Origin of the sequence: Collinsella sp. CLA-AP-H1 (assembly GCF_040092945.1) — a bacterium.
Lineage (GTDB): Bacteria > Actinomycetota > Coriobacteriia > Coriobacteriales > Coriobacteriaceae > Collinsella.
In genome coordinates this window covers 240107-261679 of sequence record NZ_JBBNKO010000001.1, presented here as the reverse complement: position 1 = coordinate 261679, position 21573 = coordinate 240107, and the positions used below count along the sequence as shown (strand labels likewise).

23 protein-coding genes and 1 tRNA gene are annotated in these 21573 nt (G+C 61.7%); 22 read left to right on the top strand and 2 right to left on the bottom strand.

All coding sequences use genetic code 11. The annotated features are described in order from the left end of the window. The first annotated feature begins 4 nt into the window (after positions 1–4). The 15 genes from AAAV44_RS01185 to AAAV44_RS01115 all read left to right on the top strand — a co-directional run bounded on the left by AAAV44_RS01185 (position 5) and on the right by AAAV44_RS01115 (position 14014). On the top strand, positions 5–934 hold the full coding sequence (locus AAAV44_RS01185; protein ID WP_349114178.1) for a pseudouridine synthase: 930 nt from the start codon (positions 5–7) through the stop codon (positions 932–934). A gap of 66 nt (positions 935–1000) precedes the next feature. After that, a complete protein-coding gene (gene cmk, locus AAAV44_RS01180) occupies positions 1001–1687 on the top strand; it encodes a (d)CMP kinase (protein WP_349114119.1) in 687 nt (228 codons plus the stop codon). A gap of 3 nt (positions 1688–1690) precedes the next feature. Continuing rightward, a complete protein-coding gene (locus AAAV44_RS01175; RefSeq protein ID WP_349114118.1) occupies positions 1691–2419 on the top strand; it encodes a lysophospholipid acyltransferase family protein in 729 nt (242 codons plus the stop codon). Between the two features lie 2 nt (positions 2420–2421). Continuing rightward, a complete protein-coding gene (locus AAAV44_RS01170; protein ID WP_349114117.1) occupies positions 2422–3321 on the top strand; it encodes a 4-hydroxy-3-methylbut-2-enyl diphosphate reductase in 900 nt (299 codons plus the stop codon). A 2-nt stretch (positions 3322–3323) separates the two neighbouring features. Continuing rightward, positions 3324–4766 (top strand): DUF512 domain-containing protein, encoded by a 1443-nt coding sequence (locus AAAV44_RS01165; protein ID WP_349114116.1) that lies wholly within the window; start codon positions 3324–3326, stop codon positions 4764–4766. Positions 4767–4776: 10 nt separating this feature from the next. Further along, entirely contained in the window at positions 4777–6111 is a 1335-nt protein-coding gene (gene der, locus AAAV44_RS01160) for a ribosome biogenesis GTPase Der (RefSeq protein ID WP_006236029.1), read from the top strand. Then, entirely contained in the window at positions 6104–6787 is a 684-nt protein-coding gene (gene plsY / locus AAAV44_RS01155; RefSeq protein ID WP_349114115.1) for a glycerol-3-phosphate 1-O-acyltransferase PlsY, read from the top strand. The genes der and plsY overlap by 8 nt, the downstream gene beginning before the upstream one ends. Positions 6788–6796: 9 nt before the next feature. Further along, positions 6797–7804, top strand: coding sequence for an NAD(P)H-dependent glycerol-3-phosphate dehydrogenase (locus AAAV44_RS01150; protein WP_349114114.1), 1008 nt, complete (start codon positions 6797–6799; stop codon positions 7802–7804). Between the two features lie 18 nt (positions 7805–7822). Further along, complete coding sequence (gene rpe, locus AAAV44_RS01145) at positions 7823–8494, top strand: ribulose-phosphate 3-epimerase (RefSeq protein ID WP_349114113.1); 672 nt, start codon at positions 7823–7825, stop codon at positions 8492–8494. Positions 8495–8500: 6 nt separating this feature from the next. Beyond that, positions 8501–9679, top strand: coding sequence for a cysteine desulfurase family protein (locus AAAV44_RS01140; RefSeq protein ID WP_349114112.1), 1179 nt, complete (start codon positions 8501–8503; stop codon positions 9677–9679). Further along, on the top strand, positions 9676–10485 hold the full coding sequence (locus tag AAAV44_RS01135; protein WP_349114111.1) for a Nif3-like dinuclear metal center hexameric protein: 810 nt from the start codon (positions 9676–9678) through the stop codon (positions 10483–10485). Before AAAV44_RS01140 ends, AAAV44_RS01135 begins: the two co-directional genes overlap by 4 nt. Further along, positions 10482–11201 (top strand): hypothetical protein, encoded by a 720-nt coding sequence (locus AAAV44_RS01130; RefSeq protein ID WP_349114110.1) that lies wholly within the window; start codon positions 10482–10484, stop codon positions 11199–11201. The genes AAAV44_RS01135 and AAAV44_RS01130 overlap by 4 nt, the downstream gene beginning before the upstream one ends. Before the next feature lie 3 nt (positions 11202–11204). Further along, positions 11205–12416, top strand: coding sequence for a bifunctional phosphopantothenoylcysteine decarboxylase/phosphopantothenate--cysteine ligase CoaBC (gene coaBC / locus AAAV44_RS01125; protein ID WP_349114108.1), 1212 nt, complete (start codon positions 11205–11207; stop codon positions 12414–12416). Positions 12417–12496: 80 nt separating this feature from the next. Beyond that, positions 12497–12573, top strand: a tRNA-Pro gene (locus tag AAAV44_RS01120). 322 nt (positions 12574–12895) lie between these two features. After that, complete coding sequence (locus AAAV44_RS01115) at positions 12896–14014, top strand: IS1249 family transposase (protein ID WP_349114106.1); 1119 nt, start codon at positions 12896–12898, stop codon at positions 14012–14014. A 302-nt stretch (positions 14015–14316) separates the two neighbouring features. Here the strand turns inward: AAAV44_RS01115 and AAAV44_RS01110 are convergent, their stop codons facing one another. Beyond that, positions 14317–15108, bottom strand: coding sequence for an SDR family NAD(P)-dependent oxidoreductase (locus tag AAAV44_RS01110; RefSeq protein WP_006236005.1), 792 nt, complete (start codon positions 15106–15108; stop codon positions 14317–14319). Positions 15109–15555: 447 nt separating this feature from the next. On the opposite strand from AAAV44_RS01110, the gene AAAV44_RS01105 reads away from it, so the two are divergent. The 7 genes from AAAV44_RS01105 to AAAV44_RS01075 all read left to right on the top strand — a co-directional run bounded on the left by AAAV44_RS01105 (position 15556) and on the right by AAAV44_RS01075 (position 20806). Continuing rightward, positions 15556–15807, top strand: coding sequence for a hypothetical protein (locus AAAV44_RS01105; RefSeq protein WP_006236004.1), 252 nt, complete (start codon positions 15556–15558; stop codon positions 15805–15807). 149 nt (positions 15808–15956) lie between these two features. Next, positions 15957–16661 carry a CDP-alcohol phosphatidyltransferase family protein gene (locus tag AAAV44_RS01100; protein ID WP_316365573.1) on the top strand — a complete coding sequence of 235 codons (705 nt, stop codon included), beginning with the start codon at positions 15957–15959 and terminating at the stop codon, positions 16659–16661. A gap of 66 nt (positions 16662–16727) precedes the next feature. After that, positions 16728–17162: an FHA domain-containing protein gene (locus AAAV44_RS01095; protein WP_006236002.1), complete on the top strand. Its 435-nt coding sequence runs from the start codon at positions 16728–16730 to the stop codon at positions 17160–17162. A gap of 3 nt (positions 17163–17165) precedes the next feature. Further along, positions 17166–18044, top strand: a complete 879-nt coding sequence (locus AAAV44_RS01090; protein ID WP_035138472.1) for a MerR family transcriptional regulator — start codon at positions 17166–17168, stop codon at positions 18042–18044. 40 nt (positions 18045–18084) lie between these two features. Continuing rightward, positions 18085–18615 carry an adenine phosphoribosyltransferase gene (locus tag AAAV44_RS01085; RefSeq protein WP_118227237.1) on the top strand — a complete coding sequence of 177 codons (531 nt, stop codon included), beginning with the start codon at positions 18085–18087 and terminating at the stop codon, positions 18613–18615. A gap of 32 nt (positions 18616–18647) precedes the next feature. Next, positions 18648–19775 carry an NlpC/P60 family protein gene (locus AAAV44_RS01080; RefSeq protein WP_349114104.1) on the top strand — a complete coding sequence of 376 codons (1128 nt, stop codon included), beginning with the start codon at positions 18648–18650 and terminating at the stop codon, positions 19773–19775. Between the two features lie 164 nt (positions 19776–19939). Beyond that, positions 19940–20806: a DegV family protein gene (locus tag AAAV44_RS01075; protein ID WP_349114103.1), complete on the top strand. Its 867-nt coding sequence runs from the start codon at positions 19940–19942 to the stop codon at positions 20804–20806. 73 nt (positions 20807–20879) lie between these two features. Here AAAV44_RS01075 and AAAV44_RS01070 read toward each other — a convergent pair whose 3' ends face one another. Beyond that, on the bottom strand, positions 20880–21491 hold the full coding sequence (locus AAAV44_RS01070) for a DUF1836 domain-containing protein (protein WP_193221473.1): 612 nt from the start codon (positions 21489–21491) through the stop codon (positions 20880–20882). Between the last annotated feature and the right edge of the window lie 82 nt (positions 21492–21573).

Below are 21573 nucleotides of genomic sequence, written 5' to 3'. Positions count from 1 at the left end.
CGCCATGGGCAACGCAGCACCCGCATCCGGCGCCCAGCACGTCTACCCGCACACCATGCGCCTGCAGCGCTTTTTGGCGCGCGCGGGTGTGGCGAGCCGCCGCGGTTCGGAGGACCTGATGACCGCTGGTCGTGTGACGGTAAACGGCGAGGTCGCGACCGAGCTGGGCACCAAGGTCGATGTCGACCGCGACCATATCGAGGTCGACGGCATGCCGGTCAAGCTCAACCAGGGCGCCGTGTACCTGATGCTCTACAAGCCGACTGGCTACCTAACCACCATGAGCGACCCGCAGGAGCGCCCCTGTGTGGCGGACCTGGTTCCCCGCGACCGCTTTCCGGGCCTGTTCCCGGTGGGCCGCCTGGACCGCGACACCACGGGCCTTTTGCTCTTTACCACCGACGGCGACCTGTCTCAGGACCTGCTGCACCCCAGCAAGCACGTCTACAAGACCTACCAGGCACTCGTTGACGGCGAGCTGTCCGACCGCGATCTAGACCCGCTACGCCGTGGCATCGAGCTCGACGACGGCCTGTGTCAGCCGGCAATCTGCCGCGTCATCACCGCACGCGAGGCCGAGGCCGTAGCTCCCCAGGGCGTCAAGCCTGGTACCACCGCCGTGGAGGTCATCATCCGCGAGGGTCGTAAAAACCAGGTTAAGCGCATGTTGAGCAAGATTCACCATCCGGTGATCCGCCTGCACCGCTGCAACTTTGCCGGCCTTGAGCTCAAGGATGTGGCCAAGGGCTCGTGGCGCGAACTCACCGACCACGAGGTGCAGATCCTTAAGGCCGGCGGCATCCCGCCCAAGCAGGCGAGCTCCAAGCGCAACGGCGGCAAGCCCCAAGACACGACCGCCAGCCGCACGCGTCACCACGGCAGCCACGGCTCCGCACCTAAGCGCAACACCTACCGCGAGCGCTACACCGGCTAGGCAACCCGCCGCGCCCCAACGCCCGCGAACCATACCAGCACGTCACCCATCGAAAGGAAGCATTGCATGATCGTCGCCATCGACGGCCCCGCCGGTTCCGGCAAGTCCACCATCGCCAAGGAGATCGCCCGCCAGCTGGGCTTTAACAAGCTCGACACGGGCGCCATGTATCGCGCCGTCACCTTCGCCGCGCTCGACCGCGGCATCGACCTGGATGACGAGGCGGCCATCGACGCCCTCGCCGAGCAGATCGAGATTCGCTTTACCAACGGTACCGGCGAGGATACGCGCCTGACCATTGACGGCCAGGACGCTTCGGCCGCCATTCGTACCCCGCAGGTCGACGCCAACGTGTCCAAGGTCTCGGCCTACCCGGGCGTGCGCACCGCCATGCTCATCCACCAGCGCCGCGCAGCCGAGGACCGCGATATCGTGGCCGAGGGTCGCGACATCGGAACCGTCGTGTTCCCTAACGCGCAGGTCAAGGTCTTCCTGACCGCCGACCCGCGCGAGCGCGCCCGCCGCCGCGTGCTTCAGCGTCACCAAAACGATGCCCAGCCGCTCACGTCCGAGCAGCTCGAGGCCGAGGTCGACGAGACCCTCGACGCCCTTAAGCAGCGCGACAAGCTCGACAGTAGTCGCGAGGTCGCCCCGCTCGTGCCCGCCGAGGACGCCGTGCACGTCGACTCCACCGCCCACACCATCGACGAGGTCGTCCGCATTATCGAGGACCTCATCAACCAAAGGAGGTAGCCCATGCGCCTGTTTAAGCAGACGCCCGAGGACTATTACAACGCCCCGTATGCCGAGTTTCCCGCGCTCATCCGCGGCACCGTCTTCGTGGTCATGGCAATCCTTTGGGCCTTCTCCAAGCTCATGTGGCGCTGGAAGGTAGAGGACGCCGATCTTCTGTTTGAGCGCCAGGAAGGCCGCGGCAGCGTGGTCATCTGCAACCACACCTCGATGGCCGAGCTCTTGGCCGTGGAGACGGCGCTGTTCTTTGGCGGCCGCCGCATTCGACCCATTTTTAAGTCCGAGTTCGCCAAGAGCAAGATTGTGCGCTGGGCCTTTAGCCGCGTTGGCGGCATCCCCGTCGAGCGCGGTACCGCCGACATGAAGTGCTTGCGCGCCGCTCAGCACGCGCTGCAGCGCGGCGAGGACGTCCTGATCTTCCCCGAGGGCACGCGCATCCGCTCGCGCGAGATCAAGCCCGAGGTCCACGGCGGCTTTGCGCTCATCGCCCAGATGGGCAAGGCGCCCGTCAACCCGCTCGCCATCTGTGGCTGGTCCGACATCACGCCCGCGGGCAAAAAGCTCATGCGTCCCAAGAAGTGCTGGATTCGTGCCGGCAAGGCCGTCTCACTTTCCGACGCACCGGCCAGGCTTAAACGCACGGAGCGCTTGGCCTGGTTTGAATCCGAGGCCATGAACCGCGTCTACGCCATGCGAGACGAGCTGTGCGCCGAGCATCCGGGCAGGTTCTAGCCATGGGCGAGGATGTCATGAATACCGTCGAGGCCGTTGCCGGCAAGTCAGACGCCCCCACCATCGAAATCGCCGCCCACGCCGGCACTTGCTACGGCGTACAGCGTGCGCTCGATATGGCGCTGGCGGCCGCGCCGCAGGCAGGAGAGTGCACTCAGGTCCATACCTTGGGTCCGCTCATCCATAACCCCATCGTGGTACGCGAGCTCGCTGAGGCAGGCGTTGGCTTGGCCGAAACCCTGGACGACGCAGCAACCGGCACCGTGATCATCCGTGCCCACGGCGTGGTGCCGCAGGTCATCGATGCTGCCCGCAAGCGCGGCCTCAACGTGATCGACGCCACCTGCCCTTACGTCAAGAAGGTCCACGTGGCCGCCGAGCGGCTGGTGCGCGAGGGCTATCGCGTACTCGTCGTGGGTGAGCCGGGGCATCCCGAGGTCGAGGGCATTCTGGGTCACGCCAGCGATGATGCGCAGGTCGTGAGCTGTGCCGCCGACGCCAACGCCTTGTCGCTCAAGGGCAAGGTGGGCCTCGTCGTGCAGACCACCCAGACCGCGCAGAACCTCGCCGAGGTTGTGGCTGCCATCACCCCGCGCGTGCAGGAACTACGCGTGATCAACACCATCTGCGCAGCCACGAGCGAGCGCCAGCAGGCAGCCGCCGCACTTGCTAACCGCTGCGACTGCATGGTCGTCGTGGGCGGCAAGAACTCGGGCAACACGCGCCGCCTGGCGCAGATTTGCGCAGACGCCTGCGAGCGCACGTATCACATCGAGGAAGCTTCCGAGCTCCAGGCCGCATGGCTTGCCAACGCACGCCACATCGGCATCACTGCCGGAGCCTCCACCCCGCAAGAACACATCGAACGCGCCGTTGCGCGCATCAAGGAGCTTTGCCGCTAATCATGGACCAGACCGTACCCGCATACGCCGCCGAGGTGGCCGATTACGGGCGCAGCCGCGACCCCGAGCCGGGTGAGGGCGCGCTCGTTAAGAACGTGCGTCCCGAGTCGCCCGCATGGGATGTGGGTATCGAGCCGGGCATGCGCGTGCTCACGGTCAACGGCGAGCAACTCACCGACATGATCGTATGGCTTTGGGAAGCAGACGACGACACCGTTGATTTGGAGGTATTCGACCCGCGCGACGGCACCGTCACCTCCGTCGAGCTCGACCGCTTCCCGGGAGAGGACTGGGGTTTGGAGTTCGATGGCCCCATCTTCGACGGCATGCGCACCTGCGTGAACGCCTGCGTGTTCTGCTTTATGACCATGTTGCCCAAGGGCGGCCGCTCCACGCTCTATATTCGCGACGACGACTACCGCCTGAGCTTTTTGCAGGGCAACTTCGTCACGCTCACGAACCTCTCCGACGAGGACGTGCAAAACGTCATCCAACGCAACATGAGCCCCATGAACGTATCGGTCCATGCCGTGAGCCCCGACGTCCGCCGTCGTATGATGGGCCGCAACGCCCAGCGAGGCATGGACGCGCTCGAGGCCATCATGGCCGCCGGCATCGAGATTCACGCGCAGATCGTGTTGTGCCCCGGCATGAACGACGGCGAGGAGCTGGAAAAGACCCTGCGCTTTTGCGAGGAGCACGAGCAAATCACAAGCCTGGGCATTGTGCCGCTCGGTTTTACCAAGCATCAAAACCGTTTTAGCTGGTCCTACAGCGACAAGCCCGAGCTAGCGCGCGAGACCATCGCCATGATCAGGCCCTTCCAGGACCGCGCCTATGAGCGCTTTGGCCGCCACACCTTCCAGATGAGCGACGAGTTCTATCTGGACGCCGGCATCGATCCTCCCGAGGCAGACTTTTACGACGGTTACCCGCAGTACTACGACGGCATCGGCATGATCCGCTCGTATCTGGACGAGACCGACGACGTGCTTGCCGCCGATGCCGAGCGACTGGCCCGCGTCCGCGAGGCCATCGCCGCCCGCAGCCAACACCTGCTGTGCCTCTCGGGCGCCAGCGCACGCGACACGGTGGCCCGCTTTGTGGAATCGCCCAAGGGACTCGCCGGCACTGTCACGGCCATCAAGAACCGCTACTTTGGCGGCAACGTGGACGTGACCGGCCTCATCGTCGCGTGTGACATTCTGGAGCAGCTGCCGCAGGACCTCTCGGGGGTTATGCTCTTTGTGCCTAAGCTCATGTTCAACGCTGACGGCATGACGCTTGACGAGTATCATCGTGACGATTTACTCGCAAGCCTTACCAGTCGCGGCGCCGAGGTTCATGTGGTGTCGACCATGCCGCATGAGCTGCTCGATACCCTGGAGCGCATCCTTGGCATTGTGCCCGCAGACTCCAACACTTCCACTGACCCTACCCATTAAAGGAGAGCAGATGAAACCTATCGTCGCCGTCGTCGGACGCCCCAACGTGGGCAAGTCCACGCTCGTTAACCGCCTGGCCCAGACCTCGGACGCCATCGTCCACGAGTCCCGCGGCGTCACGCGCGACCGCTCGTATCACACGGCCGATTGGAACGGCCGCGAGTTCACCATCGTCGACACGGGCGGTATTGAGCCGCTCAAGAGCGATGACGTCTTTGCCACGTCCATCCGCGACCAGGCTCTTGCTGCCGCCGAGGAAGCTGCTGTCATCCTGTTTGTGGTCGACGGCCGCACCGGCGTCACCGAGGAGGACGAGTCGGTCGCCCGCATGCTCAAGCGCTGCGACAAGCCGGTCTTTCTGCTGGTGAACAAGCTCGACAACCCCGATCGCGAGAACGACAGCATCTGGGAGTTCTATTCGCTCGGCATCGGTGAGCCCACGCCGCTCTCGGCCCTGCATGGTCATGGCACGGGCGACCTGCTCGACGATATCGTGGCCCTGCTTCCGGAGGAAGAGGACGAGGTCGCCGATGAGTTCCCCGACGCGCTGAACGTGGCCATCATCGGCCGCCCCAATGCCGGTAAGTCCTCGCTGTTCAACCGCATCCTGGGCGCCGACCGCTCCATCGTGTCCAACATTGCCGGCACCACGCGCGACGCCATCGACACGGTCGTCGAACGCAACGGCAAGCACTACCGCATGGTCGATACCGCGGGCATCCGCAAGAAGAGCACCGTGTACGAAAACATCGAGTACTACTCGATGGTCCGCGGCCTGCGCGCCATCGACCGCGCCGACGTGGCGCTGCTCGTCGTCGACGCCTCCGTGGGCGTCACCGAGCAGGACCAGAAGGTCATGGGCTTGGCCATCGAGCGCGGCTGCGCCATCGTGGTGCTGCTCAACAAGTGGGACCTGCTCGACGATGACCGCAAGCGCGAGGCCTGCATGGAGACCATCGACCGCCGTCTGGGCGTCATGGCTCCCTGGGCCCAGTACCTGCGCATCTCTGCCCTCACTGGCCGCAGCGTCGAGAAGATCTGGGCGATGGTCGACGCCGCCGAAAAGACGCGCTCGCAGAAGATTAGCACCTCGCGCCTCAACACGTTCCTCACCGATCTGCGCGAGTTCGGTCATACCGTGGTGGACGGCAAGCGCCGCCTGCGCATGCACTACGTGACCCAGACGGGAGTCAACCCGCCGACGTTCACGTTCTTCGTCAACCACAGCGATCTGGTCAACGACACCTATCAGCGCTACGTGGAGAACCGCATGCGCTCGACCTTCGACTTTGCCGGCACACCCATTCGACTCTTCTTTAGGAAGAAGGAGCAAAAGGATGCATAATCCGATTCTGCTGACCGCCATCTGCGCCGTGGTCTCGTTCTTTATCGGGGCGATTCCGTTTGGCCTGATCCTGGGCCGCGTGTTCAACCACACCGACATTCGCAAGGCGGGCTCTGGCAACATCGGCACCACCAACGCACTGCGCGTAGCCGGCCCCAAGGTGGCCGCGCTCACGCTGCTGCTCGACTGCCTTAAGGGCGCCATCTGCGTCCTTATCGCCCGTCCGCTCATTGCCGACTTGGGCTATGGTTTTCCGCCGAGTATTATGGCCCCCGGCGCCGCCGGCGACTGGATGCTCGGCGTCATTTGCCTGGCAGCGGTGTGGGGCCATATCTTCTCGCCCTACCTCAACTTCCATGGAGGCAAGGGTATCGCCGTGGGTCTGGGCGTTATCCTCGCCTGGTACTGGCCCATTGGTCTGTCGCTGCTGGGCATGTTTATCGTGGCCGTCGCCATCACCAAGTTCGTGTCGGTGGGCTCGCTTGCCGCGGCCATCGGTCTTCCCATTGCCGCTTGTGCGGTCTTTCCGTACAGCAGCCTAGGACTTAAGTTTTGCATGGCGATGATCGGCATCACCGTGGTGTGGGCCCATCGTGCGAACATCAAAAAGCTCATGACCGGTAAGGAGTCCAAGCTCTCGTTTACCAAGCGCGTCACCGAGCCCGACGATAAGTAGGAGAGAGTCATGAATGTTGCGCTGATTGGCTCTGGCTCCTGGGGAACCGCCGTCGCCGGCCTTGCCGCCGCGCGAGCCGAGCGCGTGACCATGTGGGCCCATAGCGAGCAGACGGCCGCCGGCATCAATGGCGAGCACCGCAACCCCCGCTACCTTGTGGGCTACGAGCTGCCCGGCAACGTCGTCGCCACGACCGAGCTCGTGCAGGCGCTCGACGGCGCCGAGGCCATCATCTTTGCCGTTCCTTCGACGCACCTTCGCAGCGTGTGCCACCAGGCCGCGCCCTTTATCGCCGCCGATACCCCGGTGCTCTGCCTCACCAAGGGCATTGAGCCCGAGTCCGGCCTGCTCATGAGCGAGGTCATCGCCAGCGAGATCGGCAACGAGGCGCGCGTGGCGGCCCTCTCGGGCCCCAACCATGCCGAGGAGATTTGCCGCGGCGGACTTTCTGCCGCCGTCATCGCCAGCGAAGATCCGCAGATAGGGGAGACCTTTAAGGACCTGCTCCTGTCCACGGCCTTCCGCATCTACCTGTCGCAGGATATGACCGGCGTCGAGGTATGCGGCGCCATGAAGAACGTTATCGCCATCGTGTGCGGCATCTCCGCCGGCTCGGGCGCAGGCGACAACACACTCGCCCTCATCATGACGCGAGGCCTGGCCGAGATCAGCCGTCTGGTGCACGCCCGCGGCGGTCAAGCTATGACCTGCATGGGACTTGCCGGCATGGGTGACCTCATTGCCACCTGCACCTCGGAGCATTCGCGCAACCGCACCTTTGGCTACGAGTTTGCCCACGGCGTGTCGCTCGACGAGTACCAGACACGTACGCATATGGTGGTCGAGGGCGCCGTCGCGGCCCGCAGCGTGAGCGAGCTTGCCCGTTCACTGGACGTAGACATTCCGCTCACCTTTGCCGTAGAGCAAACGCTCTACAACGGTGTTACTTTGGATAGGGCGCTCGAGATTCTCACCGACCGCGTCCCTTCTCAAGAGTTCTACGGACTCACCGACTAGCGCAGAAAGGCTACTACCATGGGTTCCATTAAAATCGCTCCGTCCGTCCTTTCGGCCGACATGGCCAACCTCAAGGGCGAACTCGACAAGATCGCCGGCGCCGACTACGTACACTTCGACGTCATGGACGGCCACTTTACCGGCAACCTCACCTTTGGCGTTGACATCCTCAAGGCCGTCAAGCGCTCCACCGATGTACCGGTCGACGCGCACCTCATGGTGTCGAACCCCGACGAGACGGTCGATTGGTACGCCGACGCCGGTGCCGACATGATCACCGTGCACTACGAGGCCTCCACGCACCTGCACCGCACGCTCACGCATCTGCAGCAGTGCGGCGTCAAGGCCGGCGTGGTGCTCAACCCCGCAACCCCCGTGTGCGTGCTCGAGAGCATCATCGACGTCGTCGATATGGTGCTGCTGATGAGCGTGAACCCCGGCTTTGGCGGCCAGAGCTTTATCCCGGGCACCATCGCAAAGATCCACGAGCTCAAGGCCATGTGCGAGCGTCACGGCGTGTCGCCCATGATCGAGGTCGACGGCGGCATCTCTTCCAAGAACATCGCCGAGGTCGTTAAGGCCGGCGCCAACGTGCTCGTGGCCGGTTCTGCCGTATTTAAGTCCGAAGATCCCGCTGCCGAGGTTGCGCTGCTGCAGAAGCTGGGCAACGAGGCCGCACAGGAGGCATAAACTCTTATGACCGCAGGTCAAAACCGCATACCCGTGAATCTTGACTATGCCGCCTCGACGCCCATGCGCGCCGAGGCGCGCCTTGCGCAGCAAGAATATGACGAAAGTGAGCTTGCCGGCGTCAACCCCAACTCGTTGCATTCGCTTGGCCGCAAGGCCGCCGCACGCCTGGAAGTCGCCCGTCGCGATATCGCCCGCAGCTTTGGCGCACGCGTTCGCCCGTCCGAGATCATCCTTACCAACGGCGGCACCGAGGCCAACCAGCTGGCGCTGCTCGGTCTTGCCGAGGGCGCTCGTCAGCGCGATCGTAAGCGCGATCGCGTAATCGTTTCGGCCATCGAGCACGATTCTATTCTGGACAACCTGCCACTGCTGCGTGCCGCCGGCTTTACCGTCGACCTGGTGCAGCCCTGCCGTGCGGGCTACATCGAGCCTGCCGCGCTCATCGAGCTGCTCGGCGACGACGTCGCGCTCGTGAGCATTATGGTTGCTAACAACGAGACCGGCGTGGTGCAGCCCATCCGCGAGCTTGCCGCGGCCGCGCATACCGTGGGCGCCCTGTTCCACACCGATGCCATCCAGGGGTATCTGCACATTCCGCTCGATGTCACCGAGCTGGGAGTTGACGCCATGACCGTTGCCGCGCACAAGATCGGTGGCCCCGTGGCATCCGGCGCGCTCTACCTTAAGAACCACACGCCGCTGCGCCCGCGCATCTTTGGCGGCGGACAGGAGGCCGGTCGTCGTGCCGGCACGCAGGACCTGCGCACGCAGCTGGCCTTTGCCGCTGCCGCCCGCACGCTGGCGCCCCATGTGGCCCAGGAGCGTGCGACGCTGCAAACCCTTTCCAACAAGCTCTACGCCACGCTTACGGCCCACCCGCGCATTCACGCCACGATGGGCGACTACGCGCAGGCCGATCGTCTGCCGGGTATGGTTTCGATCTACGTCGACGGCATGGACTCCGAGGAGCTCATCGTCAAGCTCGACGCCGCCGGCTTTGAGGTTTCGGCCGGCTCGGCGTGCTCGAGCGGCAGCATGGACCCGAGCCACGTGCTCAGCGCAATGGGCATTGGTCGCGAGCAGGCGCTAGGCGCACTGCGCATCTCCTTCGATGACCGCGTGGACCCGGCTGACCTGGACGACTTTGCCCAGACGTTGCTCTCGATCGTAGGTACTGCATGATCGTCGCCGAGCTTGAACGCGCGCTGCTGGCGCGCTACCCCAAGGCGGACGCCGAGGGCTGGGATCATGTAGGGCTCTCCGTGGGCGACCCTGCCGCCGAGATTGCTGGCGTGGCCTGCGCACTCGATGCGACCGAAGCTAATGTTCGCCGCGCACAAGATGCCGGTGCCAACGTGCTGCTGACGCATCACCCCGTCTATATCAAGGCGCCCGAGGCGTTTTGTCCGGCGGATGCGTCACGCCCCCAGTGCAGCGCTGCGCTGTACGAGGCGGCTCGTTGCGGCGTGAGCATTATTTCGCTCCACACCAACCTGGACCGTTCGCACGAAGCGCGCGTTCGCCTGAGTGAGTTGCTGGGCGCTGAGCCCATGAGCTCGCTGGAGCATGTGGACGACCCCGAGGCAACCGGCCTGGGCGCGCTTGCAACGCTCAACGACCCGTGCACGCTGCGCGATCTTGCCACCCGTGCTGCCACGGCCTTCGGCAGTGACCCGCGTGTGTGGGGCGAAGCCGAGCACGCATGCCGTACCGTCGCTATTTTGGGCGGCTCCCTGGGCGACTTTGGAGAGCTCGCCATCGCCGCGGGCGCAGATGTCATCGTAACCGGCGAGGCGGGCTACCACGTGGCGCAAGACCTTGCCTTGCGCGGGCTGCCGGTGATCTTGCTCGGCCACGACCGCTCCGAGGAGCCGTTCGTTGATATATTGATGAACTCTGCAGTTGACGCCGGGGTCGACCCCCGTCATGCGATTAAAATACTGAACCCCTGCCAATGGTGGACTGTGACAAAAGGAGAGAACTTATGAGCGCCGGCGCTACGCTACTCAAGCTGCAACAGATCGATTTGGAGCTCGCCCGCAACAAGAGCGAACTTGCCAATATGCCGGAGCTCAAGGAGCTCGCTTCCAAGCGCAAGACCTATGTGAAACTCAAGTCCGAGATGACCAAACTCTACGCCCAGCGCAAGGATCTGGACATTGAGCTTGACGATCTCAACACCACCGAGATTCAGACTAACAACGCCATCGAGGCTGCCAAGAAGCGCCACGTCGACGGCTCCGACTACCGCGAGGTTCAGGACCTGGAGAACGAGCTCGCCACCCTGGCCAAGCGTCTGGACAAGATCGAGCACACCCGCAAGGACGTCGTTGTCGCCCATAAGGAGGCGCTCGACCGCGAGGCTCGCGCACAGGCCATCATCGCCAAGTTCGAGGAGGGTGTAAAGGCCGACACCAAGGCCGCCCGTGCCAAGGCTGCCGACCTGCAGGCTCAGATTGACGCCGCCACGAAGGAGCGCACCGCGCTTGCTGCCACGCTGTCGGCCGACGTTCTCACCGACTACGAGCGTCTGCTCAAGCAGTTCCGTGGCCTGGCCGTCGAGACCATCCAGGGCAACATCCCCACGGTCTGCCACACCGCGCTGCAGGCATCGTCCATGAGCGACCTCAACCACGACGGTAGGTCAATTACGCACTGCCCGTACTGCCACCGCCTCCTGGTGCTCCCGAGCAAGGAAGCTTAAACGATGGCGGCATCCAACAATTCAATGCAACTTGAGGGAAAAACGATCCTGCTGGGCATTACCGGCGGGATCGCCGCCTATAAGTCGTGCAACATCGTGCGCCTGTTGCAAAAGCGTGGCGTGCGCGTCAAGGTCGTTATGAGCGAGCATGCCACCGAGTTTGTGGGCCCGCTCACCTTCCGTGCGCTCACCAACGAGCCCGTCGCCGTGGGCCTGTTCGACGACCCCTCCGACCCCATCCACCACATTTCGCTGGCGCAGGAGCCCGATCTGGTGGTCGTGGCGCCCGCGACGGCCAATATCATCGCCAAGATGGCCAACGGCATCGCCGATGACCTTATTTCCACCACGCTACTAGCCACACTGCGACCCATCGTGATCGCACCCGCTATGAATAACGGCATGTGGAAGGCGCCGGCGACGCAGGCCAACATGGCCACGTTGCGCGAGCGCGGTGTCCATGTGGTGGGTCCGGGCAGCGGCTACCTTGCCTGCGGCGACGTGGACACGGGACGCATGAGTGAGCCCGAGGATATCCTCGAGGCTGTCTGCGAGGTGCTCAACCCCGCGCCTCAGGACCTGGCAGGCAAGCGCATCGTCATCACCGCCGGCCCCACGCACGAACCGATCGACCCGGTGCGTTTTATCGGCAACCGGTCGTCGGGCAAGATGGGCATCGCCCTGGCAGGTGAGGCCGCACGCCGCGGTGCTGCGGTCACGCTCGTGCTGGGCCCGACATCGCTCGATGTACCCTGCGGCGTGGATTGCGTGCGCGTGCAGACCGCCGCAGAGATGCTCCAGGCGGCACTGAGCGCCTTCCAGACGGCCGATGCCGCAATTTGTGCGGCCGCCGTCGCCGACTACACCCCCGCGGCCCCTGCCGACCATAAGCTCAAAAAGGCCAACGAGCGTCTGGATCGCATCGAACTGGTCGAGACAGACGATATCTTGGCCGAGCTCTCGCGCCAAAAGGGAGAACGGTGCGTGATCGGCTTTGCGGCCGAAACCGATAACGTCGTGGAGTACGCGCAGCGCAAATTGGCCCGCAAGGGTTGCGATGCCATTATCGCCAACGATGTATCGCGCGCCGATTCGGGCTTCGGAACCGATACCAACAAGGCCTGGATCGTGAGCACAGCGGGTACACAGGAACTTCCCGTTCTAACAAAACCCCAGCTCGCAGATACAATTTTGGACTTGCTCAAAAATAATTAAAAAAGTTCTTGCGCAAGTCCAAAGTTTCGGGTTAATATACTCCCTGTTGCGAGTGAGAGCAGAGCAACAAACAAAAGCTTCGGGACGTGGCGCAGCTTGGTAGCGCACTTGACTGGGGGTCAAGGGGTCGCTGGTTCGAATCCAGTCGTCCCGACCAGAAGTTTGCAGGTCAGGCACCTAGTGCCTGACCTTTTTTTATGCTGAATCATCAGAGAATTATCAGCTGTTTTAATAGCGCGACGAAGGCTTACAGAACGGGCGACTTGCCGCATGGCATGCTTGTGCGGCGGCGTGGCTTATAGGACAAAATGTGTGTCCACGTTGGGGGCATCGGCGCAGGTCGATGCCCCTTTTTCAGCCGTTTAAATTCCGTGCCCGCTTTTAACCGCTCGGACAGAATGTGTGTCCGGTTGCCTATCGTTCCCGCAGGTAGATAACCTTTTCCGGAACCGTTAAATATCCTTTCGGAAGAGGTGCCCATGAAGGCCGTTTATTGCCCCTACTGCGGCGGTCGGACCAAGCGCAACGGCAGGACTTCATCGGGGGCCCAGCGGTGGAGGTGCACGGACTGCGGCGCGTCGACGACGGTGAGGTACGACGACACGGCGGCAAGGCTGGACGAGTTCCTCGGGTGGCTCCTCTCCAAGGACTCCCAGGCGGCGATGCCGGGCGGCGGGCGGTCCTTCAGGCGCAGGACGGCCGAGTTCTGGGAGGTCTGGCCGATGCCCGTCCCCGACGGCGAGCTGCACCGCGTGCTCCACGTCGACGGGATCTGGGTCGCGCGCGACCTCGTCGTGCTCATATGCTGCAGCGGCGAGAGGGTGGTCTCCTGGTACATGGCGAGGTCGGAGAACTCGAGGGCGTGGTCGGCCCTCATGTCGCCGATCCCGGCGCCCGAGGTGGTCGTCACCGACGGCGGGAGCGGGTTCGCCAAGGCCGTGCGCGAGACCTGGCCGCGCACTAGGGTCCAGAGGTGCGCCTTCCACGCCTTCTCGCAGGTCAAGCGCTACACGACGACGCGGCCGAAGCTCCAGGCGGGGCGCGAGCTCTACCTCATCGCGCGCGACCTCATGGGCATCGAGACGCTGCACCAGGCCGAGCTCTGGGTCGAGCGCTACCTCGACTGGTGCGGGTTCTGGGCCGACTTCCTGGAGGACAGGACCGTGGTGGACGGCAGGAGGGTCTACACCCACGAGAGGCTGAGGCGGGCGCGCTCGTCGCTGTCGTCGCTGGTGTCGGCGGGGACGCTGTTCACCTACCTCGATCCCGCCCTGGCCAAGGCCGGCCCGCTGCCGTCGACCAACAACATGATCGAGGGAGGGGTGAACTCGCAGCTGAGGGCCGTCCTGCGCAACCACCGGGGGCTGACGTCGGTCAAGCGCGTGAAGGCGGTGTTCTGGTGGTGCCACGCGCACTCGGGGGACGCGAGGACGGCGCGCGGGAAGCTCGCCACGATGCCGACCGACGCGGACATCGACTTCCTGTTCAGCGTCTACTCCGCCTCGCCGTCGCGTGACGACGGAGGGCCGGAGTGGGGCGACAGGGCAGTGTGGGAGGACCTCCACCACAGGGACCCGTACCCGTTCTGGCTGGATTAATGGATGGAAACGGATGTTCTATCGGGACACACATTTTGTCCTATAAGCCGCGGCGGCGCGTGGCCGATGCCGCCGCAACCGCACCGAAACCGAGAATACGGGACGTTTGGCAAGAGTCACCGCGGCAGGTCGCCCTCGACGGTGAGCGCCGAGGTGCCGCGCACGGGTTCATCGCCGCGCCCACCCATGAAAAGAGGGTTCCCTCGCAGGCGCCGCATCCGCACGCCCCCGCAAAGAAACCCTCGCACTCGCATCTCTACCTGCGAACCCGTATGCAGCCTCGCGCGTGTGTTCCGCAGTTGCTAGTCGCGGTAGAACGAGCCCATGTAGCGGATGTACTCGTCCTCGGTGTGGTTTGCCTTCCAGTCGTGGACGGAGTCCTTGTTGCGCTGGCCGGCGATGACGGAGAGCTCCTTACCCAGCTTCTCAAAGGCCTCGTCGACGCACTCCTCGGGGGTGAGGGCGATCTTCATGACGGCCTCGCCCTGCGGGCCGCCGGGGAGGTTGGACAGCAGGCTGGGGGTTAGGGTGGTGCCGAGGGTGATGACCTCGACGTCGACGCCGGTGCCCTCGCACTCGCAGGCCACGGCCTCGGTCATCTTGAGGATGAAGGCCTTGCCCGCGCCGTACTGGCCGTTCCAGGGGCTGGAGCTGATGCCGGTCATCGACGAGACGTTGATCACGGCGCCGCGGTCCTGGGCGGCAAAGATCCGCATGTAGTGGTGGAAGCACTTGAGGAAGGTCACGACGTTGACGTTGATCATGGCCTCGTGCTTCTCCCAGGGGGTGTCCTGGATCTTACCGAAGCTGTGCAGGCAGGCCACGTAGCTCATGAAGCCCATGTCCAGGCCCTCGGTCGCGGCGAAGACGGTCTCGGCAGCGCCGGGCTGGCTAAAGTCGGCGCGCACGACCTTGGTCTCCACGCCGTAGGTCTCGCGGATCTCGCCTGCGAGCACGTTCAGCTTCTCCTCGCGACGGCCGACCATGACGACGTTCATGCCGCCGGCGGCGATCTTCTCGCAGAACGCCTTGCCGACGCCCTCGGTCGCGCCCAGGATCAGGCCCCACTCACCGTACTTCTCCCTCAGGTTCATGCTGCATCCTCTCTCTCGATGCCCATGCGGGCACATCTCCTTTAGCGTGCGACCGCACAGCCGCACACGGTGCACCATTATGCGCTGAACAAGAGGGGAGCGTGTTCACGACTTTGCGAACGAGCCCGTAACAACGATGAACGGTGTCGGTCTATCACCACGAAGAAACCCTTGCGGCATCGAGAGAGGAGGTGCTGGCAGGTGGAACCAAAAGGTGAACGCCGCCCTGGCGTGAGCGGCGTTCGATGTGGTTTTACTCACCTTGCTAGCTGTTCACCAGGAGGGTATTGCGACCTCCGGTCGCCTTTGCTGTATCCCCTTGTGTGCCCATGTACAAAGGGATGCATCGCTATTCTGCGCCGGTGCTCGACGTCACCGCTTCGGTGGGCTCGGCAAATACGTTTCTCGCAATGTTCATGGTCGGCGTGATGCTCGATGTGCACATCGATGCCGAAGACCTGGGACCTCATGCGCCTCATCGACTACGTTGCGGCGCGCGGCGCGTGGAGTCTGCGCGAACTCGGCTGCGTCGGCTTTTCCGGCGGTGGCATGCAGACGCTCTACCTCGCTGCGCTCGACGAGCGCGTGCGCTGGGCGCTCATCAGCGGCTACCTCTACGGCGTGCGCGACGCGCTGCTCACCCTCAACAATAACTGTAGCTGCAACTACCAACATAGCCCTCGCGGCTACTTCCTGTGAGAGTTTTTTGTTAAAGCAACGGCGCGAGAGTCCTCGTGGCACCCAGCAGCATCCTCCATATGTCTGGACTCTCTATGCTTGCGCTGGATAGACATCGCAGGAACGGGTATAGTATCGAAAGTTTTGTCGTTAACCAGCGGGGGAGTCCTGTGGGAATCAAAAAGAAGATCAAAAAGGAGCTTATCGGCACTTCCGATTACCCGTCGAATAAGATCTTCACGATCTCCAATTTCATCACCTTTACGCGCCTGATCCTCACCCTGGTATTTCTGTACCTGTTTGTGACGGACAACAACCGCGTCATCGCCATCGTTATCTACGCCGTCGCCGCCTCCACCGACTGGATGGACGGCCAGATCGCCCGCATGACTAAGACGGTCTCATGGCTCGGCAAGGTCATGGATCCCATCTGCGACCGTGCGCTGCTGTTCACCGGCGTACTTGGTCTAGTGGTCCGCGGAGAGCTGCCCATCTGGGTCTGCGTGCTCATTATTGGCCGCGACATCTATCTGGGCATCGGCACGCTTATCGTTCGTCATTATCACCGTCGCCCCATCGATGTCGTCTTCCCCGGAAAGATTGCCACAGCGCTGCTCATGACTGGTTTCTCGCTCATGCTGCTCGGTTTCCCCGTTATTGACGGCCTGCATCTTTTACCTTCATCCCTTACGGCCTTCCCGGGCCTCAACGGAAGCTCGGTGCCCCTCGGCATCTTCTTTGTGTACGGCGGCGTGATCTTCTCCATGCTCACCGCTGTCATCTACTCCATTAAGGGCGGAGCGGCCATTAAACAGGCTCTCACGCATCCCGAGGACGAGGACATCGACTTTCTGAACCCTGAAATCGAAGACTGATTCGTTGGGGTATGATTACGTACGGTTCATTATTTGCGGCACGTCCGCGATAAGTTAGGGGTTGTCATGGACAACATGGTTAACAATATGCCTCAGAATGATAAGACTGCTGACGCTACCTGCGTATTCCGCGTGCCTTCAAGCGACGTCACCGTTCCCGATCTCATGGCCAACGTGCGCATCACCGCCCCCGTTCTGTCCATCGTCAAGGGTCCGCAGACGGGTGCCGCATTTGAGCTCGAGGACGACGTGACCACCATCGGCCGCGATCCTGCGAACGGCATCTTTCTCAATGACATGACCGTTTCGCGCAGCCATGCGCGCATTATTCGCGAGGGCCTCGGCGCTCGCATCGAGGACCTGGGCTCGCTCAATGGCACCTGGGTCGACGGCGCCATTGTCAACGCAGCCCCGCTGCACGACGGTTCTTCCGTCCAGATCGGTACGTTTACGCTCATCTACCACGAGAGCACGCCGGAGCGCATCGAAACCGGTGAGTAGGGCATGGCCGAACGCAACTATCTGAGTATCGGCCAAGTCGTCAACCTACTTCGAGGCGCATACCCCGATCTTTCGAACTCAAAAATTAGATTTCTAGAGGATGAGGGGCTCATTACCCCTCATCGTACGCCTAAGGGATACCGTCAGTACTCGAAGGAGGACGTTGATCGCCTGGAGGTCATCCTGCACTTGCAGAAGACCCGCTACATGCCGCTCAACGTGATTAAGCAGCGCTTGGAAAACGCCACGGACCTATCAACGCTCGCCTACGAGGTGGGCTTGCTGTCCGATGTTCCGCTCAAGACGGAGCCCAAGGAGACTAAGCAAAAGCTGCATCCCATCGAGACCATTCCCGATATGCTGGGCGTCGAGATTTCGTTTATCCGCTCCCTTGCCGAAAACGACCTCATTCGCATCATCAAGAGCCCGCAGAATCGAGAGCTCGTCGATGGTCGCGATTTCCCGATCATCCGCTACTGCTCCGAGCTGTCACGCTTCCATATCGAGCCGCGCAACCTACGTCAGTACGTGTCTTCCGCCAACCGCGAGTCCTCGATGTTTGAGCAAGTGCTCGTGAGCATGCTCGGAATGGATACCTCCGACGACGAGCGCGACGCCAAGCTCGAACGTGCGTTTAAGAAGCTTCACGACCTAACGGAAGGTGTGCACACCGCACTGCTCAAGAACCGCGTTTTTGAGTCGCTCAACGCCGTGGTCGAGGACGCCGACATCGATGCACTCGATGAGGAAATCACTCGTTCCGAGTCCACCAAGGCCAAAAACGAAGAGACAGCCGCGCCGGCTTCGCACGAGGATTCTCTCGTAAAGCCGCTTAAGGTCGTCGCCCCTTCGCAATCCGGCACCGCCACCGCGGGCATATAACCGCTGCTGAAATTTCGGCAACCCATTGAAAGGTCATGCAATGTACGACTTCGAATCTCAAATCGTCGATATCCCCGACTATCCCGAGCCCGGAGTCATCTTTAAGGACATCACGCCGCTCTTTGGCAATCCCGAGGCGCTCAAAGCCATGACCGATGCCCTCGCCGAGCACTTTGCCGGCATGGGAATCACCAAGGTCGTGGGTCCCGAGGCTCGCGGCTTTATGGTTGGCGTACCGGTGGCTGTAGCCCTTGGCGCTGGCTTTGTTCCCGCACGTAAACCGGGCAAGCTGCCGCGTGAGACCGTAAGCCAGAGCTACGAGCTCGAGTACGGCACCGATTCAATTGAGATCCATGCCGACGCTATCAGCTCTAAAGATACCGTGTTGATTCTGGACGACTTGGTCGCGACGGGCGGAACCGTCGAGGCAACAGGTAAACTGGTGCGAGATATGGGCGCAAAGCTTGTCGGTTACGGTTGTATCCTTGAGCTTGCGTTTCTCAACCCGCGCGAGAAGCTCACGCCGTCTAATGACGATGTGGAGCTCTTTAGTCTGGTGACGGTGGACTAGCCGTTACCCTTAGTTACTGGAAAGGAAGCTACATGCGCACAGCAAACACGCACAAAAACATGGCACGCTGCGCTGCTACGGCAACCCTCGCTTGTGTTTTGGGCTTGGGCCTCGCGGCTCCTGCCTACGCCGATACCGCATCCGACCTTGCCGCTGCTCGTACTAAGCTCGAGCAGATCGGTACCCAAACTCAGCAGATTTACGATGAGCTCGCCACGCAGACGCAGGCGCTCGATCAGACTGCCGGCGAGATTACGCAAAAGCAGCAGGAGATCGCCGATGGTCAGGCCAAGCTCTCGACCTATGTCGCCGGCGAGTACAAAACCGGCGGTCTGAGCCTGCTTCAGGTTCTGACGGGCGTCGATGACCTGAGCGATATGCTCAACCGTCTGTTCTACTACGGCAAAGTTTCCGATAAGCAAGCTCAGACCATTCAAGAGGTCAAGGAGCTTAAGCAGCAGCTCACCGATAAGCAGGCCGAGCAGGAAAAGAACGTCGCCGCCACGCAAAAGAAGGTCGACGAGCTTAACGCCCAGCAGGCTGAAGCCCAGAACGTCGTAAACTCCCTGGATTCGCAGCTGCAGGCCGAGCTTGCCGCCGAGGCCGAGGCCAACGCCGCGCTGCAGGCTGGCATCAACGCCAGCACCGCCGAGAAGGCCACGGTGAGCAACGAGACTGCCGGTACGACCGAGAACACCAACAATGGTGGCCAGACCAGCAATAACAACAACCAGGGCGGCAACACTCCGGCTCCTACGCCGGCACCTGCTCCGACGCCGCAGCCCCCCGCACCTGCTCCGGCTCCGACGCCTTCTGCCCCGAGCCAGTCTGTTGATGGCGGTTCTGTTGTCTCTCGTGCATACAGTAAGCTTGGTTGCGCTTATTCCTGGGGCGGAATTGGCCCGAACAGCTTCGACTGCTCTGGTTTTGTTAGCTATTGCCTCACTGGTCGCTATTGCCGTCTGGGCACCACGGGTACCTTTATGGGCTGGACGCGTGTGTCCGATCCGCAGCCCGGTGACGTTGTGGTCAACTCGTACCACACTGGCATTTACATCGGTGGTGGTCAGATGATTCATGCTTCCGACTACAACACGGGTGTTATCATCAGTTCCGTTGCCGCCGGCATGAACAACAACTACATCTTCGTGCGCTACTAAGTATTCAGATAAAGCAAACGGATATGGACCTCGTGGCTTTGAGCCATGGGGTCCATTCTTTTGTCTTTCGTGCAGTCCGCTATCTAGTTTTGAATACTAGATAGCGGCCCAATCGGTCAGCAAGAAAGCTATAATTGTTGAAGAACAATTAGAAAGGACCCTCTATGAGCTGGGCACTTATCTCCGATTCAAGCTGCAACCTCCGTGATTGGCAACCGACCGCACCCCATACCACCTTTGCATTTGCGCCCCTCAAAATTCGAGTTGGGGAGCGTGAATTCGTCGATGACCTTTCGCTCGATGTTCATGAGCTCAACTGCGCTGTTCAGGCGGAGACGAACGCTTCTTCGAGCGCTTGTCCCAGCGTAGGGGAGTGGGCCGAGCTCTTCAAATTGGCAGACAAGACCATCTGCATGCCGATCTCTGAGGGCGTGTCGGGCAGCTACAACGCGGCAGCCACGGCTCGCGATATGGTTCTTGCCGAGGAGCCCGACCGACAGATTCATCTAGTCAATTCACGCGCAGCTGGCGGCAAAATGGACCTCATTTTCTTGCTGTTCGACCGCTATCTTGCAAGCAATCCGGATGTCTCATTCGAGGACGCTTGCGCATACTTCGATAGCCTTGAACAGAACAGCAAAATCCTCTTCAGTTTGTGCAATTACGAAAACCTCGCCAAAGCCGGACGTATCCCTAAGGCAGCTGGCGTCATTGCCAACAAGCTCAATATCCGCATTTTGGGCACGGCGAGTGAGGCCGGTAAAATCGAACTCGTCGGGCACACGCGTGGCGAAAAGAAGATGCTCAACAAGATCATCGACACCATGGAAGCCGAGGGTTTTACGGGCGGCGAGGTCGTCATCGACCATGTGGAAAACGTATCGAGCGCCCAGGCGTTGGCCGATCGCATTATTGAGCATTGGCCCGGCTCCAAGACCATCATCATGCCCTGCAACGGCCTGGATTCCTATTACGCCGAGATGCACGGCCTCATCATCGGCTATGGCATGGGCGTAGCTTCGGGCAAATAAAGTCCAACCAAGCAAAAATACGGGCGGGACAAAGCGGCAGATGGCTCTTTGTCCCGCCCGTTTTATACGTCGGCTAGCTATTAAACCCGTTGAACTTGAGATAGCTCATCAAGTAAGCCTTCGAAACAAAGGATGAAACCGCGCTGCGCACAAGCAGCGACTCACGCGTTACCTGATGCGCCGTATCGGGAACCGGCGTCTGCTCGACAGAAAATGCCGAACGAATCGACGCCTCGAGCTGATCGACCACATAATCAAAGGCCGTCGGGGCATCGTAGCTCAAACGCTGAATGTTAAAGAGTGCCTGTACCGCGGCAATAGGTAGCACCTGCTTAAAGATGCAGATAGCGATTAGGCGGGCAATCTGCTCGCGGCCATATTGCTTTTTGACCGGAGCAGGCACCAGGCCGACCTTCACGTAGTTATTGATCATCGATGGCGTAATGACAGGCTGCTCAACGCAAATGGACAGCGGCTCCATCCACAGCGCAACATACTCAATGACCTGGTCGCGGTAGAGTGTCACATTGGGCAACTGGTTATAGCGCGGCAGACTCAACGTATTGAGTTTGCGCACGATATCGGACTGAATAAATGCATCGGGCAGCACAGTGGGCTGAATATCCTCAGGCTTAATGCTGACCGACGAATCAGACATCGGGATAACGCGTTTGGCGTGGTTCATAAGGATCCTCCGTTCATTAGCTATATTGTATTCTAGGTTATCTAGTTTTGCATACTATATAGCAGGAAAGTAAAAGTGGTTG

What these genes read in the sequence shown, in the direction of transcription:
- AAAV44_RS01185 (WP_349114178.1), top strand. Translation starts at nt 5, where the DNA reads ATGGGCAACGCAGCACCCGCATCCGGCGCCCAGCACGTCTACCCGCAC.
- cmk (WP_349114119.1), top strand. Translation starts at nt 1,001, where the DNA reads ATGATCGTCGCCATCGACGGCCCCGCCGGTTCCGGCAAGTCCACCATC.
- AAAV44_RS01175 (WP_349114118.1), top strand. Translation starts at nt 1,691, where the DNA reads ATGCGCCTGTTTAAGCAGACGCCCGAGGACTATTACAACGCCCCGTAT.
- AAAV44_RS01170 (WP_349114117.1), top strand. Translation starts at nt 2,422, where the DNA reads ATGGGCGAGGATGTCATGAATACCGTCGAGGCCGTTGCCGGCAAGTCA.
- AAAV44_RS01165 (WP_349114116.1), top strand. Translation starts at nt 3,324, where the DNA reads ATGGACCAGACCGTACCCGCATACGCCGCCGAGGTGGCCGATTACGGG.
- der (WP_006236029.1), top strand. Translation starts at nt 4,777, where the DNA reads ATGAAACCTATCGTCGCCGTCGTCGGACGCCCCAACGTGGGCAAGTCC.
- plsY (WP_349114115.1), top strand. Translation starts at nt 6,104, where the DNA reads ATGCATAATCCGATTCTGCTGACCGCCATCTGCGCCGTGGTCTCGTTC.
- AAAV44_RS01150 (WP_349114114.1), top strand. Translation starts at nt 6,797, where the DNA reads ATGAATGTTGCGCTGATTGGCTCTGGCTCCTGGGGAACCGCCGTCGCC.
- rpe (WP_349114113.1), top strand. Translation starts at nt 7,823, where the DNA reads ATGGGTTCCATTAAAATCGCTCCGTCCGTCCTTTCGGCCGACATGGCC.
- AAAV44_RS01140 (WP_349114112.1), top strand. Translation starts at nt 8,501, where the DNA reads ATGACCGCAGGTCAAAACCGCATACCCGTGAATCTTGACTATGCCGCC.
- AAAV44_RS01135 (WP_349114111.1), top strand. Translation starts at nt 9,676, where the DNA reads ATGATCGTCGCCGAGCTTGAACGCGCGCTGCTGGCGCGCTACCCCAAG.
- AAAV44_RS01130 (WP_349114110.1), top strand. Translation starts at nt 10,482, where the DNA reads ATGAGCGCCGGCGCTACGCTACTCAAGCTGCAACAGATCGATTTGGAG.
- coaBC (WP_349114108.1), top strand. Translation starts at nt 11,205, where the DNA reads ATGGCGGCATCCAACAATTCAATGCAACTTGAGGGAAAAACGATCCTG.
- AAAV44_RS01115 (WP_349114106.1), top strand. Translation starts at nt 12,896, where the DNA reads ATGAAGGCCGTTTATTGCCCCTACTGCGGCGGTCGGACCAAGCGCAAC.
- AAAV44_RS01110 (WP_006236005.1), bottom strand. Translation starts at nt 15,108, where the DNA reads ATGAACCTGAGGGAGAAGTACGGTGAGTGGGGCCTGATCCTGGGCGCG.
- AAAV44_RS01105 (WP_006236004.1), top strand. Translation starts at nt 15,556, where the DNA reads ATGCCGAAGACCTGGGACCTCATGCGCCTCATCGACTACGTTGCGGCG.
- AAAV44_RS01095 (WP_006236002.1), top strand. Translation starts at nt 16,728, where the DNA reads ATGGACAACATGGTTAACAATATGCCTCAGAATGATAAGACTGCTGAC.
- AAAV44_RS01090 (WP_035138472.1), top strand. Translation starts at nt 17,166, where the DNA reads ATGGCCGAACGCAACTATCTGAGTATCGGCCAAGTCGTCAACCTACTT.
- AAAV44_RS01085 (WP_118227237.1), top strand. Translation starts at nt 18,085, where the DNA reads ATGTACGACTTCGAATCTCAAATCGTCGATATCCCCGACTATCCCGAG.
- AAAV44_RS01080 (WP_349114104.1), top strand. Translation starts at nt 18,648, where the DNA reads ATGCGCACAGCAAACACGCACAAAAACATGGCACGCTGCGCTGCTACG.
- AAAV44_RS01075 (WP_349114103.1), top strand. Translation starts at nt 19,940, where the DNA reads ATGAGCTGGGCACTTATCTCCGATTCAAGCTGCAACCTCCGTGATTGG.
- AAAV44_RS01070 (WP_193221473.1), bottom strand. Translation starts at nt 21,491, where the DNA reads ATGAACCACGCCAAACGCGTTATCCCGATGTCTGATTCGTCGGTCAGC.